Consider the following 15,687-nt stretch of genomic DNA (forward strand, 5'->3'; position numbering starts at 1 on the left):
TTGAGGCACAAATGGACCAAATCCAGCATTCCATAGAACAGAATTGTCATATCATATTTGACAGTATCGAAGAGGGTGTCTTTACGGTTGACTTGGACTGGCGTATTACTTCGTTTAACCGGGCAGCGGAAAAAATTACCGGGGTATCGAGGGAAAAGGCCATCGGACGGCCATGTTTAGAGATTTTTTGTGCCAATGTATGCAAAACAGATTGTGTTCTTCGCAAGGTATTGAATACCAACAAACCGATTGTAAATATGCCGGTTTACATCATCCGTTCTGATGCAAAGCGTATCCCCATCAGTGTTAATGCTACCATACTAAGAGATGACAGAGGCCATATCGTTGGCGGTGTTGAGACCTTCAGGGATTTGTCTAATTTGAGTAAGTTACAAAAGTCCTTTTACAAGCATTACTCTTTTGGAAATATTGTCAGCAGGAATAAAAAGATGCTGGAGATTTTTTCAACCCTGCTTTTAATTTCTGAAAGCGATTGCACCGTGTTAATAGAAGGGGAAACCGGCACAGGAAAAGAATTGTTGGCCCGGGCGGTGCATAATAACAGCCCGCAAAAAAATGGTCCTTTTATACCGGTCAACTGCGGAGCGTTACCCAACACCCTGATAGAATCAGAACTTTTTGGATACAAGGCAGGGGCCTTTACCGATGCCAAAACAGACAAGCCGGGTCGTTTTGAACTTGCGCAAAACGGGACGATTTTCTTAGATGAGATCGGAGATATTCCCCGGTCCTTGCAAAATCGTCTGTTGCGAGTTCTGGAAGAAAATGCTTATGAGCCTTTAGGTTCCGTAAAACCTGCCAAGACCAACGCCAGAATTGTAGCCGCAACCAATCGAGAACTGGAAAAATTGGTTGAAAAAAACAAATTCAGGGAAGATCTTTATTTTCGCATTAATGTGATGAAACTGACCCTGCCTGAGCTTGCGAAACGAAAGGAGGATATTCCTCTTTTAGTGGATCATTTTATCCAGCGTTTCAATAGTGATAAAAAGAAGAATATTTTAGGTGTCTCCCATGAAGCAATGGCTGCATTAGTACTTTATGACTGGCCCGGCAACATCCGCGAGCTTGAAAATGCCATTGAACACGCTTTTGTACTTTGCAGAGAAGAGCTTATTGGCCTGCATCACTTGCCGGATGAGCTTTTATCAAAGATTAATGCAACCTTTGCTGCAACAGGGACCACCCTGAGAGAAATTGAAAAAAACGCGATTTTCCAGACGCTTCAGAGAAATAACTGGAAAAGAGCGGTCACCGCCGATGAACTCGGAATCAACAAAAACACCCTCCGCCGCAAAATCATACGCTACGGAATTGAAATGGAAAAAGAGAGGTATAAGGAATGACAAAAAGCAACAAAGAGAATAAAAGGCAAGGCTTAACCGTACTCACTCCGAAAGAGCGGTTTAATTTTGAGTGTCATCAAGGCCTAGATTGCTTTACACGGTGTTGTCGTAATATTACTATTTTTCTGACCCCCTATGATATCATTCGTATGAAAAACGCACTTAAAATAACTTCGGAAGATTTTTTAGCCCGCTATACCGATATTGTGGTCGGCGATGCAGGATTGCCGGTAGCCGTGTTGAGAATGGGCGATGACGATAAGAAAAGCTGTCCCTTTGTGGCCCCAGAGGGATGCAAAATATACCAGGATCGGCCCTGGGCCTGCAGAATATATCCACTAAAACCTGAAAGTACCGAACTAACAGAAAAATCAGGAAAAGAATATTATTCTGTTATGGATGTTCCCTTCTGCCTCGGTCTTGCTGAGGATAGAGCCATGACTGTGGAAAGATGGAAGGTCGAACAGGGGATTCCCCTTTACTTAGAGATGGAAAATCCTTTTAAGAATATCACCATGAATAAATCTCTTAGAAATAATAAAATTATCAATAAAAAGATCCAGGAGATGTATTATATGGCCTGTTATGACCTGGATCGTTTCAGGCGCTTTGTATTTGAAAGCAAGTTTTTAGCGACCTTTGAGATGGACAGGAAAACGGTGGAAAAAATAAGGCAAGATGATGTTGAACTTTATAAATTCGCTATGACATGGCTGGAATACGGTTTGCTCGGACAGCATGTGCTCAAGGTAAAACCCGCTGTCATGGAGGCCAAAAAGCAGGAGTTGAAAAACAAATGATAGATCAGCCATTGATGCAATCCATACCGGACCGAAAGTTTAGGTTTGCCTGCCATAAAGACTTGCCTTGCTTCACCAAGTGTTGTGCCAATCTTAATCTGGTGCTTACACCTTACGATGTCATTCGCCTTAAAAACAGGCTCAACCTCTCATCAGAGGCATTTTTAGAAACTTTCACCACCAGTGATATCGACCAATCCTATGGTGTTCCGGTGGTCAGGTTAAAAATGAAAGACGATGAAAGCAGAAACTGTCCGTTTGTAAGCCGGAAAGGTTGTGCGGTCTATGAAGATCGGCCCGGTGCCTGTCGGCTTTACCCGTTGGGACGTGCGGCTTTAAAAATTAGTGAAAAATATTCTGCCGGCGAGTATTACTTTGTGGTGAAAGAATCTCATTGTCTCGGATTCAACGAAGAACAGGAATGGACGGTTCAAGAATGGATCGTGGATCAAGGGGTGGATGAAGATAATGAAACAAATGAGTTGTTTATGAATATTACTGCAGGCAGGCAGGCAAAAGTCATTAAGGCGCTCAGCGACCCGCAACTACAGATGTTTTATCTGGCCTGCTACAACCTGGATGAATTCAGGCGCTTTGTATTTGAAACCACTTTTCTGGATAAGTTTGACATTGCCCCGGATGTTCTGACCCATATTCAAACAGATGATATGAAATTGATGGCATTTGCCTTTAAATGGCTTAGATTTTCTCTCTTCGGAGAAAAGACGCTTCAAATCAGGCAACATCTCCGTGTTTAAAGACGGAATTTTTATTCCTCAATAATATCATCTTTGAGGGCGTCAGAGGACCACACCGGAAGGGGCGCGCATTTACCGGTATCGGGATCTAAACGGCAGCGATACGATGCCTTTGTTGCCGTCTGTTCCCATATTTGTTCCCAACCCTGAACGAAATAGGAGCAGGCATCGTTAAAACAGACATAAAAAAATTCATTGGGCCAGGTGGAGGCAATGGGGACCTTCCATTTTTTCATCTTTTGTCCACAGTGAGGGCATCGTGGCGTTTTCGGTTGGACCATCCTAATATTTCGTTCCTTTCAATACGGAGCAACTTATTTAATTCAAAAAACATTTGCCAAAAGCAGGAAAATCTGGCTGAAATTAACATAAAAACGATAAATTTAAAACGATTTAAAAATATTAATCAAGCAGGGATTGAACATGACCAAAATCATAGAAAAAAATGACCTCCCCAACGATTACTATGAAGCCGCACTAGAAAAAGAATCGCTGGTTATGACACCTCATTGTGCATGCGGCAATGCGCTTAATGATGATTACTTTTGTGAGAAATGCCATAAAAGATGTCATTGCAACCAAATTATCTGTCATGATGAAACAACACTTGAACGGGTGAAAAGCTACGCGTGGAAATCATCTCAATTTTCCGTTTTTAAAGTCAAACTTGCCCAAGATATGTAATATGGAGCAAGCTATAAATCTTTAAGTTTTTGGATTGCTGCATCGATCATTTTTTCGCCCCCGATTCTTTCATTGGCGGCAACCATAGCAGGCAGAGCCTTTACGTTGTTGAATTTACCCAGGGCATCTCCAGCCCAATTGACGATATGAGAACTCTTATGCTCAAGAAGGCGTAAAAGCAACTCATAAGAGGCCGGGGTGCGAATATTTCCCAGCACCGATACGATTCCGGTTTTTATGGAGTCAAACTCCTGATCTCTGGCAAACGCCTCGTCAATGTCAGGTACTACGCTTTCTCCTATTTTCTCCAGATAATGAAGGCTGGCTCCTGAGGCATAGGAAAAACCAAACATGGATATGTCAATCAGAGCACCCTTGGCCCGTTCGTTTTTATAACAGGAAAGAATTTCAGGGACAAAAAGACCTGTCCAGGAGTATTTACAAGCCAAAGGCAGGATATATGGAATAACTTCAGGTCCTGTTTCCTTGAGCCTATCCAGTGTTTTCCCCAGTTTATCACGCCGCAGTTCAAGGCCATTGGAGTGCTTCTGGGGGAATTGGTTGGTATCATCAGCCGTTTGGAGGTTTTTGACCAGTGTGATTATTTTCGGATTTTCCGGCTCAGGATACTGCGCCTTATAATCTTTTGCCTTGAGCGCAATCCAGTATTTTTGCAGCCAGGTGAGGGGAGGATAGTAGTAGGACAATGCAGGCCTGTCTATTTCAGCATCGCGATAACGCCCGTGTTCGATAAAATACGCTTTTTCCGATCTGGAAACAACCAATCGATGACTGCAGATTTTAATCGCTTCCTCGCACTCACCGGAATATAAGTGACCCGTTGCCACGATGTCGTGAAGTCTGTCCTCATTGGGGTAACGCTTGAGCAAATTTAATGCAGAATGTATGGCTTTGGAATATTGGTGTGAACCCAGCAGGGAAAAAGCCTTTTCTATATGCCGGATCAGTTGTTCCTGTTCTTTTTCCTTTTCCTGAAGATCTTTTTTTTGTTCCATCTGATTCATGCGCTTTGCCGCCTCATGTTTTTCCAGACAGCAATGTTTGTATTTTTTCCCCGATCCGCACGGACAGGATTCATTCCTGCCGATTTTATCCGATTTTACATCGGTAAGTTCGACCCTTTTGCGTTCAGCCTGAGACAGCAAATCATCACGCATCTGAAACAGTTGTTCCCTGGTTATTCCAGCTTTTAAAGCGATAGTCTCCGGATTGCCCCCCTGAAGAAGTTGCAATACAGGATCAAGCTCTGCTTCTGTCATGGCTTCAAATTGTAACTTATTGGAAATGCTCATAAAATATTTCTTTTCAATAATTGGCAGCCGCACAAGGGTGCCAACTCATACGGCTGCCAATGGAGGATACCTGTATGGCATTACACAGGTATCAGACCAACAACGTTTCTATGTTAACAGATGCTCCATCTCACATTCCTGAATTTTTTCTCAAAAGTCCGGAAATTTTCAGGATTAAGGATATGCATTCCATGTTGATCAAACTTTAATAACCGATAAGAATCTATTTCTTCTTGTTCATCCACGATCTCATCGCACAGGGCGACCAGACTATCTACTGCATCCACATGAGTTTCAACGGTCGCCCGAACAATAGACATATTCGAATTTTCCGGGTCTTTTTTAAAGCCGGCCAATATTACCTCTGTCTTTCGATCATCGTTAACCGGTATGGGGAAAACCGCAACATAGATTTCTGTCACCCGCTCAATCATATCTTTTTTATCAAAATCTATCATTTCAGCACTCCTTTAATTGGGCGGAAACATCAACTACTGGACTGGAAACGGAATGAACCCCCAGGTTTGCAATTTTCCGGGCACCTGGGGGCTTGTTAGAAAGCTTACATGCCTACCACCTCTTTAATGTCCACCAGGTGCATTAATGGTCTTGTCAGCATGGTAAACTCATCTTTTTCCGCATCGTAAACAGAGTTGACAAACACCTTTCCCCATTTATCTTCATCCATCTTTTTGAAATCCGAACGGTAGTAGTACCCGGGCCATCTGGTTTCCTCGCGGAACAGTTTATGTCGGGTATGGGCTTCGGCAATCTGAACCCGGTGAATATTTTCCCAGCACCGCATCAGTTCATGGAGATTCCGGGCAGCAAGCTTGGAAAGATCCTCTTTGAGGAGTTTCAGCAGATCCAGAGCAATGTTCAGTGTAATCGCGCTGCAGGTATACTGAGTACCCCAGCCGGCTACATATTCATCCATGATCTTGTTGAGCCGGAAGATGGCCATTTTAGGAGTAATATAATTTGGATTGACCTCTTCCACCGGCAGATCATATTTTCGGGTAGCCGTACCCAGGGTGGTGTAAGCGGTATGCTCTTCATAGTGCTTAAGCGGGAGCACAAGCTGTTCTTTGAGCTTATCCACCTCTGCGGAATCAAATTCAGGCATTTCAGGGTTATCCACACAGTACTTTATCGCTGCTTTTGCTGCGATCCGCCCCTCGGTAAAAGAACCCGAAGAGAACTTGTGGCTTGACAGTCCGACCCCGTCACCGGCTGCAAACAGACCTTTAACCGTAGTCATACGGTTATACCCCCAGAAATACTCATTCTTGGATTCTTCGGTCTGGATATCTTCAGGGCCACTGCACCATGCACCGGATGCTCCGGAGTGGGAGCCGATAAAATAAGGCTCGGATGGCTGGATTTCGGAGGGTCCCTCCTCGGGAAAGACATCTTTTGCCGCCCACAGAACCGCCTGGCTGATGGTCATGTCGAGAAAATCCTCCCATGCCTCGGCCTCAAGCTTTTTTATTTCCTTTTTATACGCTTTTTCATCAGGCGCTTCATCCGCAATCTTTTTAATGGCCTTATCCGTATGAATTAAAATGGGGCCATCACCTTTCTGGTACATTTCAATCATCATCAGGTGGTTCCTGAGACAGGTGGGGATCGGTTTCACTTCCCCATAGGGTGGCCAGTTGTGAAGTTCGCCCCCTTCAGCCAAACCTTCAGCCATGTAGTTGAAACCGTTGGCAGAAGTCGCTGCCGCCTTAAACAGCAAGAACCATGCCCCAACCGGACCATATGCATCCTTGTATCTTCCCGGTATAAAAACCACTTCCTGAGAAGTCATTTCGGCGCCGGCAGTGGTGGTCAGGTAGGAGGTTGATCCTGCGTTCCAGGGTGGATACCAAGCTCTGCCCAAGCCTTCTCCGGTTGACCGTGGTTTGAAAACGTGAACGGCACCGCCTGCACAGGCAATGCAGGCCTTAAATTTAAATACATAGATTTCGGGATCTCTCACGCTAAACCCGATGGCGCCTGCCACTTTAGTTTTATCGTTTTTGTCGAGTAAAAGTCGAACCACAAATACGCGTTCGACAATATTGTCAATACCAACCGCATTCTTCCCGGCTTCCGCAACGATGGCCTTATAAGATTCGCCGTTGATCATAAGTTGCCACCGGCCTTCATGAACATAATTGCCTTCTCCATCTTTCCAGATGGGAAGTCCGTACCCTTCAAACATGTGGACTGTTCCATTGACGTGTCTGGAAATATCCATGACCAGGTCGTCCCGGCAAAGGCCCATCAGGTCTTGCCTGACATAGCTGAGGTAATCGGGGGGAGAATTTTCACCCTGATATTGATTAATGGCTGAAAGTCCCATTCCCACAGCACCGCTTCGTTCCATAGCCGCTTTGTCCACCACGGTGACTTTCAAATTATTTTCTTTGGCCCAATGTGCACCTTCCACGCATGCACCGCATCCTGCCATTCCTGGACCGATAATCAATAAATCAGTCGTCACCTCGATCGTTTTGAATTCTTGCATAACGCGTCACCTCCTTTAATCTCCAAGTGTCCAGAGTTTATCCTCTTTCAATGATGCCGGTTCCGTGAACAGGAGCTGATCATCCAAAGTTCCCGGTCCTATGCCAAATCCGCCGTCCGGTTTAGCTTCCCCTTCCGGTGTGGTTCTGATGGGAAACTTGAACCGTTTAATCGTACCTCCGCGGAATTTGACGGTCCACATGATATCTTCTGAACCCCTCATGGGGACAACGCTTGCACCCAGTGGAGTAAAATCAGCATAACCCCTTACCTCAACCGCCTGGGTGGGGCATATTTTTACACAATTATAACATTCCCAGCACATATCCGGCTCGGAATTATACGCTTTCATTCTATCTGCATCCAGCACCATTAGATCGTTAGGGCAAATGTACATGCATGCAGTTTTGTCCCCTCCCTTACATCCATCGCATTTTTCATCAATGACAAAACTAGGCATTGTGACCTCCTTTTTCTTCAATGATTATTTTCCATCTGTGTTTAAATTCAGCCGGTATGAATGTGATCACCTCCTTTTTTTCTTATTTTTAAAGCAAGTGTTTTTGGTAACTATTTGCAATTGGGTTGGTTAATTTTGGATCATGGGCAACGTAAAAAATGATGTTAAAGCATTATTTATGCCAAGATATAACTTACCTTCGGAAAAAACATAACCCATTGAATTGTCAGTTTTTATTAATAATTTAAGGTTCACTGTTAAATAAACGGCCAGGCTCGATGGCAACAAAATGAGGATTTTGGAAATTAAAAAATGAACAATTTTAACCCTTGTTGACTTATGGAATGTGGTTTCTAGATTGAAAGATGATGTGACCGGTTGCGTTTTGCGATTAAAAAAAAGAAATGATCCTTTTTAAGACCCGTAACGGAAAATCCGCAACAGACCTGTTAGCCAGCCATACAAAGGAATTGATCTTCCCAAACCTGGTCGATTTTTGTGCCTTAAAAAAAACGCAGTCTTGAATAAAATGAACCGGCCCATATAAATGGCATGATAATTGCTGAAGTCTTTTTGGATAGAGGTTTAACTTGGCATTTACCTCCATATTGTTGGCAGCAAATCGGCCCTCTGGGATAGGCCCTCCGGGTCGATTTGCATTTTTATTTCATTTTTAAAAATAATTTGCTACACTTACCTTTATTCATTCCAAAACCAACCTGCATGCTGTGACCGACTGAATAACTTTGCAGCTCACACAAGCATTAGCAAACAAAGCCGGCTCAGCAAAGGCCCATAGATGAACAGGCAAATGAAGAACGGCAGCCATAGCCAAATATCACCCCACATAACGGAAACCATACTGGAAAGCATTTCCGATGGGGTTTTTACCATAGATCGTAACTGGCGGATTACCTCTTTTAACCGTGCCGCCGAAAAGATTACGGGTATCTTCCGTCAGGAAGCCATCGGCAAACAGTGCTGCGAAGTTTTTCGTTCAAACATGTGTGAGACGGACTGTGCTTTGCGCCGCACCATGAAACTGGGCAAGCCTTTTGTGGACACTTCCACCTATATCGTTAATGGTGAAAAACGGCGCATTCCGGTAAGCGTATGTACTTCCCTGCTAAAAGATGAAAATGGAACGGTAATAGGCGGTGTTGAAACCTTCCGTGATATGAGCACGGTAGAGGAGTTGCGCAAGAGGCTTGACGTAAAATATCAGCAGGGAGATATGATCAGCCGCAGTCCTTTGATGCACAAAATATTTGCCATTCTTCCCCAGGTGGCCCAAAGCGACTCATCGGTATTGATTCAGGGAGAAACAGGAACCGGCAAAGAGCTTTTGGCCCGAGCAATTCATGAACAAAGCCCGAGATGTAAAAAGCCGTTTATTGCAATCAATTGCGGTGCCCTGCCGGACACCTTGCTGGAATCTGAGCTTTTCGGGTACAAGGCAGGGGCGTTTACCAATGCAAAAAAGGACAAGCCGGGACATTTTGCCCTTGCCCAGGGCGGCACCATTCTTTTGGATGAAATCGGTGATGTCAGCAGCGCATTTCAGGTGCGGCTCTTGCGCGTGTTGCAGGAACGCAGTTTTCTCCCTCTTGGAGGGACACAAGCGGTTAAGGCCGATGTCCGTGTCATCGCCGCATCCAATAAAAACCTTGAAAATCTGGTAAAAAAGGAAGTCTTCCGACAGGATCTTTATTATAGAATAAACGTGGTACGAATAGATCTTCCGCCCCTTCGCCACCGCAAGGAAGACATTCCGCTTTTGACCGAGCATTTTATCAACCGGCTCAATCGGTTGCGAGGTAAAAAAATAACCGGCTTCAACCAGGAAGCGCTTTCGCTTCTGATGTCACATTCTTACCCCGGCAATATTCGGGAACTGGAAAATATTATTGAACATGCCTTTGTGCTTTGCCTGGAGGGACAAATCAAACCGGATGCACTACCCGATTTTCTTATACCCACCACTCCCAATCCAAAAGAGGGCGATACGATCAACTCAACCTTGAAACAGGTTGAAGTCCAGGTGATCATAGACACACTCAAACGTAATAAATACAATCGTCTGGCAACCGCTGATGAGCTTGGTATGCATAAAAGCACCCTATTTAGAAAGATTAAAGCTCTGGGTATCTATCTTCCGAAAATGAACGGTCGCAGAAAATCCGATTAACTGCGGCCACACCGATAGAGTCGCATTAATGCGACTTATAAACAAGGCAATAGTCGCATTTCTGCACCACATTTTAATATCTATTCTGTCCAGCCGCTTGCAATTCTCCCTTAACCTACTGATATATTATAAGAAAAAATTCTATCCATTTATGGTTTTGGTGGCACGCTAAATGCTATGATTAAGTTTCCAAAGGAGACGGCTTAAAAAATGAAAATAGCTGTTGCGGTTTGGAAGAATCGGATTTCCCCTTTACTTGATTCGGCGAGCATGCTGCTTATTGCAAGGATTGAAGACGGGATGATTGCCAGTAGTCACTATGAAAATGTTCATTCCGAAATTCTGTCTTCAAAAGCTATAAGAATCTATACCATGGGAGTAAAAGTGGTCATTTGCGGTGCGGTATCACATTTTTTAGAAAACATGATCGAAGCCTACGGTATCCGGGTTATTCCGTTTGTTGCAGGCGATGTGAATCAGGTCATTGACGCCTATTTAAAAGGAAACCTTTCTGCTGCAAAATTCCAGATGCCGGGCTGTGGGTTCAAACGGCGGCGTTTCAGTGCCAATGGTTCATGGAAGAAAATATGACATCAACCCGTAAGAAAGGAGGCGACTATGCCAGGAGGAGATAGGACAGGACCATCAGGGATGGGTTCCATGACAGGACGAGGAGCCGGTTATTGTGCCGGATATTCAGCACCGGGCTCGGTCAATCCGACTCTCGGTAGAAGTTTCGGCGCAGGCTTTGGACGGGGCCTCGGTCTTGGCTTCCGGGGAGGACGGGGCGGAAGATGGGGCGTGCCCTACGCCGGGTATGGTTACGGTGCTCCGTATGCCCCTGGCTATAGTTATGCTCCGACCCTGGAGCAGGAAACGAGTGCGCTTAGAAATCAGGCTCAATATTTTGAAGATAGTCTTAAAGAGATCAAGAAACGGTTAAAAGAGCTGGAAGTTAAAAAATCCACACCATAACTGAGCAAAATTTCTAAAGCTATGAAACAACCAACGTTAAGCCGCCTGAGTTCCTCGGGCGGCTTATCTAATATTAAAGAGAAATCGTGTAAAAAATATATGTTTAAATATGAGTGCAAACAGTGTGGATTCCAATTTATGCGATTTATAAAGATATAACATAGGAGAAAATGGTTATGAAAATTGCAGTAAGCAGTAATGGAAAGAGTTTAGATTCCCCGGTGGATCCTCGTTTTGGCCGGTGTGCCTATTTTATCGTTGTGGAAACAGAGGACATGAGCTTTGAGGCCTTTGATAACGAAAATCTCGCTCTTGGTGGAGGCGCCGGCATTCAATCAGGCCAATTCGTGGCATCTAAGGATGTAAAATCCGTAATAACGGGTAATTGTGGGCCAAATGCCATGCAAACCCTTTCGGCTGCCCGGATTGAGATTTTTTTAGGGAATTCCGGGACAGTAAGAGAGGCGGTAGAAAAATATATAAGGGGCGATATAAAACCTGCAAGCGCTGCCAATGTGGCCGAGCACTACGGCATGGGAGGCGGAGCAGGAATGGGACGCGGAATGGGGAGAGGCCGGGGCATGTAACCCGGAGTAAACCTCTGAGGAAATAGATAAGCGCAATGAAAAGGAGTCAATGATGATTATCAGTATAGCAAGTGGAAAAGGAGGCACGGGAAAAACAACGGTCGCCACCAATCTGGCTGTTTCTCTTGGATCCGATGTCCAGATTCTGGATTGTGATGTGGAAGAGCCCAATGCCCATCTCTTTATCCAACCTACCTTTGAAGAAACCAAAACGATTACAACCCCTGTGCCCGAGGTAGACATGGACAAATGCACCCTATGTGGCGAATGCGGTGAAATATGCCAGTTCAAAGCCATTGTGGTGATTGCCGAGACCGTATTGTCTTTTCCCGAACTCTGCCACAGTTGCGGGGGATGTATGGAGGTTTGCCCTGTAAAAGCCATCACCGAAACGAAACGTGAATTGGGTGTAATCGAAACGGGACATAGAAATGGCCTGGAGTTTATCCATGGAAAATTAAGGATCGGAGAGGCCATGTCGCCCCCGATGATAAGAAAGGTGCGAGAATATACCCGGCCTGAGATATTGACTATTATTGATGCCCCGCCGGGCACATCGTGCCCTGTGATTGCCTCCATGAAGGATGCCGATTTTGTTTTGTTGGTTACAGAACCAACGCCATTCGGCCTGCATGATCTTGAGCTGGCGGTGGAAGCGGTTAAAATCCTGGGGATACCGCATGGTCTGGTTATTAACCGGTCGGATATGGGTGATGATAAGGTAGAGAAATATGCCAAAGAAAAAAATGTACCTATTTTAATGGAAATTCCATTTGACCGACGGATTGCAGAGGCCTATTCACGGGGAAAAATGATCGTGGAGGCGATGCCTGAATACAAAGACAGGTTTTCAGAGTTATATCTTCGTATTAAAAAAATTGTAGATTGAAAAGGAGCACTATAAATGAAAGAGATCGTTATCATCAGCGGTAAGGGAGGAACCGGAAAGACCAGTATTGTTGCTGCATTTGCCTCGCTTGCTGAAAACAAGGTTCTTTGTGATGCGGACGTGGATGCGGCAGACCTTCATCTTATCATGGACCCGGAAATTAAAGAGAGCCATGATTTTGAGTCCGGGTACACTGCAACCATTGATAAAAACAAATGCACTGAGTGCGGCCTGTGTCGGGATTTATGCAGGTTTAATGCCATTGGCGAAGATTTTGTAGTAGATGCCGTTGAATGTGAAGGCTGTGGTGTGTGCTATTATTTCTGTCCGGAGAAAGCCATCGAGTTTCCGCTGAATACTTGCGGAGAATGGTATCTTTCCGAGACCCGCTTCGGCCCCATGGCCCATGCCCGGCTGGGCATTGCGGAAGAAAATTCCGGCAAGCTGGTGACCCTTATCCGGCAGGAAGGCAAAAAGCTTGCTGAAGAAAAGCAGCTGGATTTACTTCTTACCGATGGGCCTCCGGGGATCGGTTGCCCGGTCATTGCATCCCTGGGTGGGGCCACAGCGGTGCTCATCGTCACTGAACCGACGGTTTCCGGTAGGCACGACATGGAGCGTGTTACCGAGCTTGCCGCATTTTTCAAAATTCCCGCCATGTTATGTATTAACAAGTTTGATCTCAATCCGGATGAAGGAAAAGCGATTGAGGATTTTGCCACACAAAAAAATATAAGAGTAATAGGAAGGGTCCCTTTTGACTCCTCCTTCACCAAGGCAATGGTTCAAGGAAAAACCGTGGTGGAATTTGACAACGACTGCGAAGGTTGCAAAGCGGTAAAGGGTATATGGAAAAGTCTGGCACAGGGTATTGAGATTTAACGAAATGCAAATTATTTTTAAGCATGCTTTGATGATCACATTCTTTGTGTTTGTGATGATGCTTCTGGTCGATTTTATCGATATGGTCAGTCGCAGACGTATGTCGGGCATCATCAAAGAAGGCCGGTGGAGACAGTATACCTTGGCATCTTTTTTGGGGTCCACCCCTGGTTGTCTGGGTGCTTTCATGAACGTCAGCCTTTATGTCCACGGCTTGATCTCTTTTGGTGCCATAGTGGGTGGAATGATCGCCACCTCAGGGGATGAAGCGTTTGTGATGCTCACACAATTCCCGGGGACAGCGTTGACTCTTTTCGGATTGCTGTTTGTGTTTGGAATCGTTTTTGCCTGGATCAGTGATTGGATTGTGCCTCGCCTTAGATTTACTCCGTGCGAATCATGCATGGATAATCATTGTGAAGAATGCATGCCTGATAGAGGCAATCAGCAAAGTATCCACGATGTTTTTCGAACAGAAAATCTCATTAAAAATTTCCAACCCTTTTGTTTTGCTCGATTTCTTCTCCTTGTACTTATCGTTTCTTTTATGGTGTTAATCACAACGGGAACCCTTGGCCCATTGACCTGGGACTGGAAACGCATTACTTTTATATGCCTTTCCGTATGCACCCTATTCATTATTATTATTTGTTCCGAGCATTATCTTGAATTTCACATCTGGGATCACATCTTTAAGAAGCACCTGTTTCGTGTCTTCTGGTGGAGTTTTGGCGCCCTTCTTTTTGTGCACTGGGGTCTGGCCTTGTGGAATCTGGATAGTTTTATCCGTGATCATATGCTGTGGGTATTGCTGATCGGTGCTTTTATGGGAGTCATTCCTGAATCAGGTCCCCACCTTATATTTGTTATGATGTATGCACAAGGCCTTATACCCTTTTCCGTTCTTTTGACCACATCATTTGTACAGGATGGTCACGGCATGCTCCCCCTTCTTTCCTATAGCCTTAAGGATTCTGCGGTAATTAAATTTTTCAATGTTGTTTTTGGACTATTCGTTGGGGGTATCTTTTATGTTCTGGGTTTCTGATAATAGCTAATGTGTTTGTTGCAAAACCGGTAGTGCTTGACACCGCCAAATCCTTTGGTATGGTGAACCAATTTTTTAAAAACGACTGAGAATAGGTAATCGTCCTTTATACTGTTTTTCATGAGTATATTCCGTTTTACACGATCGAAACTCGTATAAGAACGAATGACAAAAAAATTTTTGCTAAAGTGCGTATGAATAAAGAAAAAAAACTCAAAAACGATTCGTCTCAAAAAGCTTCCAGAAAGACTTGGCCTTGGAAAAGATTTTTAGACTGGATAGCCAGGGGAACAGAAAAATCGGGAACAGGCAAGCCCTTCTGCCCCACCTGACGAATCAAGCGTTAGCGATTCTTCGGGTTAAGAAGGAGCCCTTTGTTTAAAAGAAGGTTAAAGGAGGTTTGAAATGCCAATCTATGAATATCGCTGCAAGGCATGTGGAACCACCTCGGAGTATTTAGTGGGTATGGGAAAAGATGAACGTGTGTCTTGTAAAGAATGCGGAAGCACTGAGATGGAGAAGATATTATCCGTTGCCTCATTTATGACTGGAGAGCCGCAACGCACTCCGGGCAGGACATGTTGTGGTCGCGAAGAGCGTTGCGAGACCCCTCCGTGCACGGATGGAGGCACATGCAGACGCGGATAAAAATATGGACAGGAGGTACCATTGATAGCAAAAGATTATTATCAAACCCTCGGGTTGACGTATGAAGCATCCGAACAGGATATCAAAAAGGCATATCGCAAACTTGCCATGCAATATCATCCCGATCGGAATGGGGGCAATCCAGGGAGCGAAGAACGCATAAAGGAGATCAACGAGGCTTATCAGATACTAGGTGATGAGGAAAAACGGAAAGGCTACGATCTTCTATATAGACAGCCTTTGGAAAACGGTGTGTTTTTTTCACAAGGCATGGATGACGATTTTGTGACGGTGCTGCGGAAGTTTTATCAAATGGGTTTTAATACGAACCGAACCAGAGGTTGCCGAAAAAGAGGTTTTGGCAGAGGCGGATGTGGAAGATGGAAAACATAAGCTATCTAATATACTCAGATAGTTTTTTATTAATAACGGAATATATTGAGGAGAATTACTATAATACCCCAATTGAGCGAAAAAAAGTAGTAATAACCATCTAAAAAAGCTGGAAAAGCCTTTAGAATAAGGGTATACAGATGGTGACGAAACCAAAAACCCAAATTCTGAAAGGCTTTCA

The 15,687-nt window shown here is 44.5% G+C and carries 18 protein-coding genes; 13 read left to right on the forward strand and 5 right to left on the reverse strand.

What is annotated here, in order from left to right:
- The first annotated feature begins 11 nt into the window (after positions 1-11).
- The 3 genes from SWH54_02245 to SWH54_02255 are packed head-to-tail and all read left to right on the forward strand — an operon-like array spanning position 12 to position 2,925.
- A complete protein-coding gene (locus SWH54_02245) occupies positions 12-1,367 on the forward strand; it encodes a sigma 54-interacting transcriptional regulator (protein ID MDY6790067.1) in 1,356 nt (451 codons plus the stop codon).
- A complete protein-coding gene (locus tag SWH54_02250; GenBank protein MDY6790068.1) occupies positions 1,364-2,167 on the forward strand; it encodes a YkgJ family cysteine cluster protein in 804 nt (267 codons plus the stop codon). Before SWH54_02245 ends, SWH54_02250 begins: the two co-directional genes overlap by 4 nt.
- Positions 2,164-2,925 (forward strand): YkgJ family cysteine cluster protein, encoded by a 762-nt coding sequence (locus SWH54_02255; protein MDY6790069.1) that lies wholly within the window; start codon positions 2,164-2,166, stop codon positions 2,923-2,925. The genes SWH54_02250 and SWH54_02255 overlap by 4 nt, the downstream gene beginning before the upstream one ends.
- A gap of 11 nt (positions 2,926-2,936) precedes the next feature.
- On the opposite strand, the gene SWH54_02260 is transcribed toward SWH54_02255, so the two are convergent.
- On the reverse strand, positions 2,937-3,206 hold the full coding sequence (locus SWH54_02260; GenBank protein MDY6790070.1) for an ogr/Delta-like zinc finger family protein: 270 nt from the start codon (positions 3,204-3,206) through the stop codon (positions 2,937-2,939).
- A gap of 142 nt (positions 3,207-3,348) precedes the next feature.
- Here SWH54_02260 and SWH54_02265 point away from each other — a divergent pair, with 142 nt between their 5' ends.
- A complete protein-coding gene (locus tag SWH54_02265; protein ID MDY6790071.1) occupies positions 3,349-3,609 on the forward strand; it encodes a hypothetical protein in 261 nt (86 codons plus the stop codon).
- Positions 3,610-3,620: 11 nt separating this feature from the next.
- Here the strand turns inward: SWH54_02265 and SWH54_02270 are convergent, their stop codons facing one another.
- The 4 genes from SWH54_02270 to aprB all read right to left on the reverse strand — a co-directional run bounded on the left by SWH54_02270 (position 3,621) and on the right by aprB (position 7,896).
- Entirely contained in the window at positions 3,621-4,922 is a 1,302-nt protein-coding gene (locus SWH54_02270) for an SEC-C metal-binding domain-containing protein (GenBank protein ID MDY6790072.1), read from the reverse strand.
- Positions 4,923-5,035: 113 nt separating this feature from the next.
- The gene (locus SWH54_02275; protein ID MDY6790073.1) at positions 5,036-5,380 is read right to left on the reverse strand and encodes a hypothetical protein; all 345 of its coding nucleotides are present in this window, start codon (positions 5,378-5,380) and stop codon (positions 5,036-5,038) included.
- A 104-nt stretch (positions 5,381-5,484) separates the two neighbouring features.
- Positions 5,485-7,437: an adenylyl-sulfate reductase subunit alpha gene (aprA, locus tag SWH54_02280; GenBank protein ID MDY6790074.1), complete on the reverse strand. Its 1,953-nt coding sequence runs from the start codon at positions 7,435-7,437 to the stop codon at positions 5,485-5,487.
- A 15-nt stretch (positions 7,438-7,452) separates the two neighbouring features.
- The gene (gene aprB / locus SWH54_02285) at positions 7,453-7,896 is read right to left on the reverse strand and encodes an adenylyl-sulfate reductase subunit beta (protein ID MDY6790075.1); all 444 of its coding nucleotides are present in this window, start codon (positions 7,894-7,896) and stop codon (positions 7,453-7,455) included.
- A 799-nt stretch (positions 7,897-8,695) separates the two neighbouring features.
- Between aprB and SWH54_02290 the strand changes: the two genes are divergently transcribed.
- The 9 genes from SWH54_02290 to SWH54_02330 all read left to right on the forward strand — a co-directional run bounded on the left by SWH54_02290 (position 8,696) and on the right by SWH54_02330 (position 15,506).
- The gene (locus SWH54_02290) at positions 8,696-10,084 is read left to right on the forward strand and encodes a sigma 54-interacting transcriptional regulator (GenBank protein ID MDY6790076.1); all 1,389 of its coding nucleotides are present in this window, start codon (positions 8,696-8,698) and stop codon (positions 10,082-10,084) included.
- A gap of 210 nt (positions 10,085-10,294) precedes the next feature.
- On the forward strand, positions 10,295-10,675 hold the full coding sequence (locus SWH54_02295; GenBank protein ID MDY6790077.1) for a NifB/NifX family molybdenum-iron cluster-binding protein: 381 nt from the start codon (positions 10,295-10,297) through the stop codon (positions 10,673-10,675).
- A gap of 27 nt (positions 10,676-10,702) precedes the next feature.
- Positions 10,703-11,059 (forward strand): DUF5320 domain-containing protein, encoded by a 357-nt coding sequence (locus SWH54_02300; protein ID MDY6790078.1) that lies wholly within the window; start codon positions 10,703-10,705, stop codon positions 11,057-11,059.
- 176 nt (positions 11,060-11,235) lie between these two features.
- On the forward strand, positions 11,236-11,646 hold the full coding sequence (locus SWH54_02305) for a NifB/NifX family molybdenum-iron cluster-binding protein (protein ID MDY6790079.1): 411 nt from the start codon (positions 11,236-11,238) through the stop codon (positions 11,644-11,646).
- Positions 11,647-11,698: 52 nt separating this feature from the next.
- Entirely contained in the window at positions 11,699-12,535 is an 837-nt protein-coding gene (locus SWH54_02310; GenBank protein MDY6790080.1) for an ATP-binding protein, read from the forward strand.
- A gap of 15 nt (positions 12,536-12,550) precedes the next feature.
- Positions 12,551-13,417 carry a 4Fe-4S binding protein gene (locus SWH54_02315; protein MDY6790081.1) on the forward strand — a complete coding sequence of 289 codons (867 nt, stop codon included), beginning with the start codon at positions 12,551-12,553 and terminating at the stop codon, positions 13,415-13,417.
- A gap of 31 nt (positions 13,418-13,448) precedes the next feature.
- Entirely contained in the window at positions 13,449-14,465 is a 1,017-nt protein-coding gene (locus SWH54_02320) for a putative manganese transporter (GenBank protein ID MDY6790082.1), read from the forward strand.
- A 405-nt stretch (positions 14,466-14,870) separates the two neighbouring features.
- Entirely contained in the window at positions 14,871-15,113 is a 243-nt protein-coding gene (locus SWH54_02325; protein ID MDY6790083.1) for a zinc ribbon domain-containing protein, read from the forward strand.
- A 21-nt stretch (positions 15,114-15,134) separates the two neighbouring features.
- On the forward strand, positions 15,135-15,506 hold the full coding sequence (locus SWH54_02330) for a DnaJ domain-containing protein (GenBank protein MDY6790084.1): 372 nt from the start codon (positions 15,135-15,137) through the stop codon (positions 15,504-15,506).
- Positions 15,507-15,687: the final 181 nt, after the last annotated feature.

Source organism: Thermodesulfobacteriota bacterium (assembly GCA_034189135.1).
Classification (GTDB): Bacteria; Desulfobacterota; Desulfobacteria; order Desulfobacterales; family JAUWMJ01; genus JAUWMJ01.

Bases quoted from the DNA above. Each gene is read 5' to 3' on its own strand.
- aprB (MDY6790075.1), bottom strand. From the start codon at position 7,896: ATGCCTAGTTTTGTCATTGATGAAAAATGCGATGGATGTAAGGGAGGG.
- SWH54_02260 (MDY6790070.1), bottom strand. From the start codon at position 3,206: ATGGTCCAACCGAAAACGCCACGATGCCCTCACTGTGGACAAAAGATG.
- SWH54_02300 (MDY6790078.1), top strand. From the start codon at position 10,703: ATGCCAGGAGGAGATAGGACAGGACCATCAGGGATGGGTTCCATGACA.
- SWH54_02290 (MDY6790076.1), top strand. From the start codon at position 8,696: ATGAACAGGCAAATGAAGAACGGCAGCCATAGCCAAATATCACCCCAC.
- SWH54_02265 (MDY6790071.1), top strand. From the start codon at position 3,349: ATGACCAAAATCATAGAAAAAAATGACCTCCCCAACGATTACTATGAA.
- SWH54_02305 (MDY6790079.1), top strand. From the start codon at position 11,236: ATGAAAATTGCAGTAAGCAGTAATGGAAAGAGTTTAGATTCCCCGGTG.
- SWH54_02245 (MDY6790067.1), top strand. From the start codon at position 12: ATGGACCAAATCCAGCATTCCATAGAACAGAATTGTCATATCATATTT.
- SWH54_02250 (MDY6790068.1), top strand. From the start codon at position 1,364: ATGACAAAAAGCAACAAAGAGAATAAAAGGCAAGGCTTAACCGTACTC.
- SWH54_02310 (MDY6790080.1), top strand. From the start codon at position 11,699: ATGATTATCAGTATAGCAAGTGGAAAAGGAGGCACGGGAAAAACAACG.
- SWH54_02255 (MDY6790069.1), top strand. From the start codon at position 2,164: ATGATAGATCAGCCATTGATGCAATCCATACCGGACCGAAAGTTTAGG.
- SWH54_02325 (MDY6790083.1), top strand. From the start codon at position 14,871: ATGCCAATCTATGAATATCGCTGCAAGGCATGTGGAACCACCTCGGAG.
- SWH54_02295 (MDY6790077.1), top strand. From the start codon at position 10,295: ATGAAAATAGCTGTTGCGGTTTGGAAGAATCGGATTTCCCCTTTACTT.
- SWH54_02320 (MDY6790082.1), top strand. From the start codon at position 13,449: ATGATCACATTCTTTGTGTTTGTGATGATGCTTCTGGTCGATTTTATC.
- SWH54_02270 (MDY6790072.1), bottom strand. From the start codon at position 4,922: ATGAGCATTTCCAATAAGTTACAATTTGAAGCCATGACAGAAGCAGAG.
- SWH54_02315 (MDY6790081.1), top strand. From the start codon at position 12,551: ATGAAAGAGATCGTTATCATCAGCGGTAAGGGAGGAACCGGAAAGACC.
- SWH54_02275 (MDY6790073.1), bottom strand. From the start codon at position 5,380: ATGATAGATTTTGATAAAAAAGATATGATTGAGCGGGTGACAGAAATC.
- aprA (MDY6790074.1), bottom strand. From the start codon at position 7,437: ATGCAAGAATTCAAAACGATCGAGGTGACGACTGATTTATTGATTATC.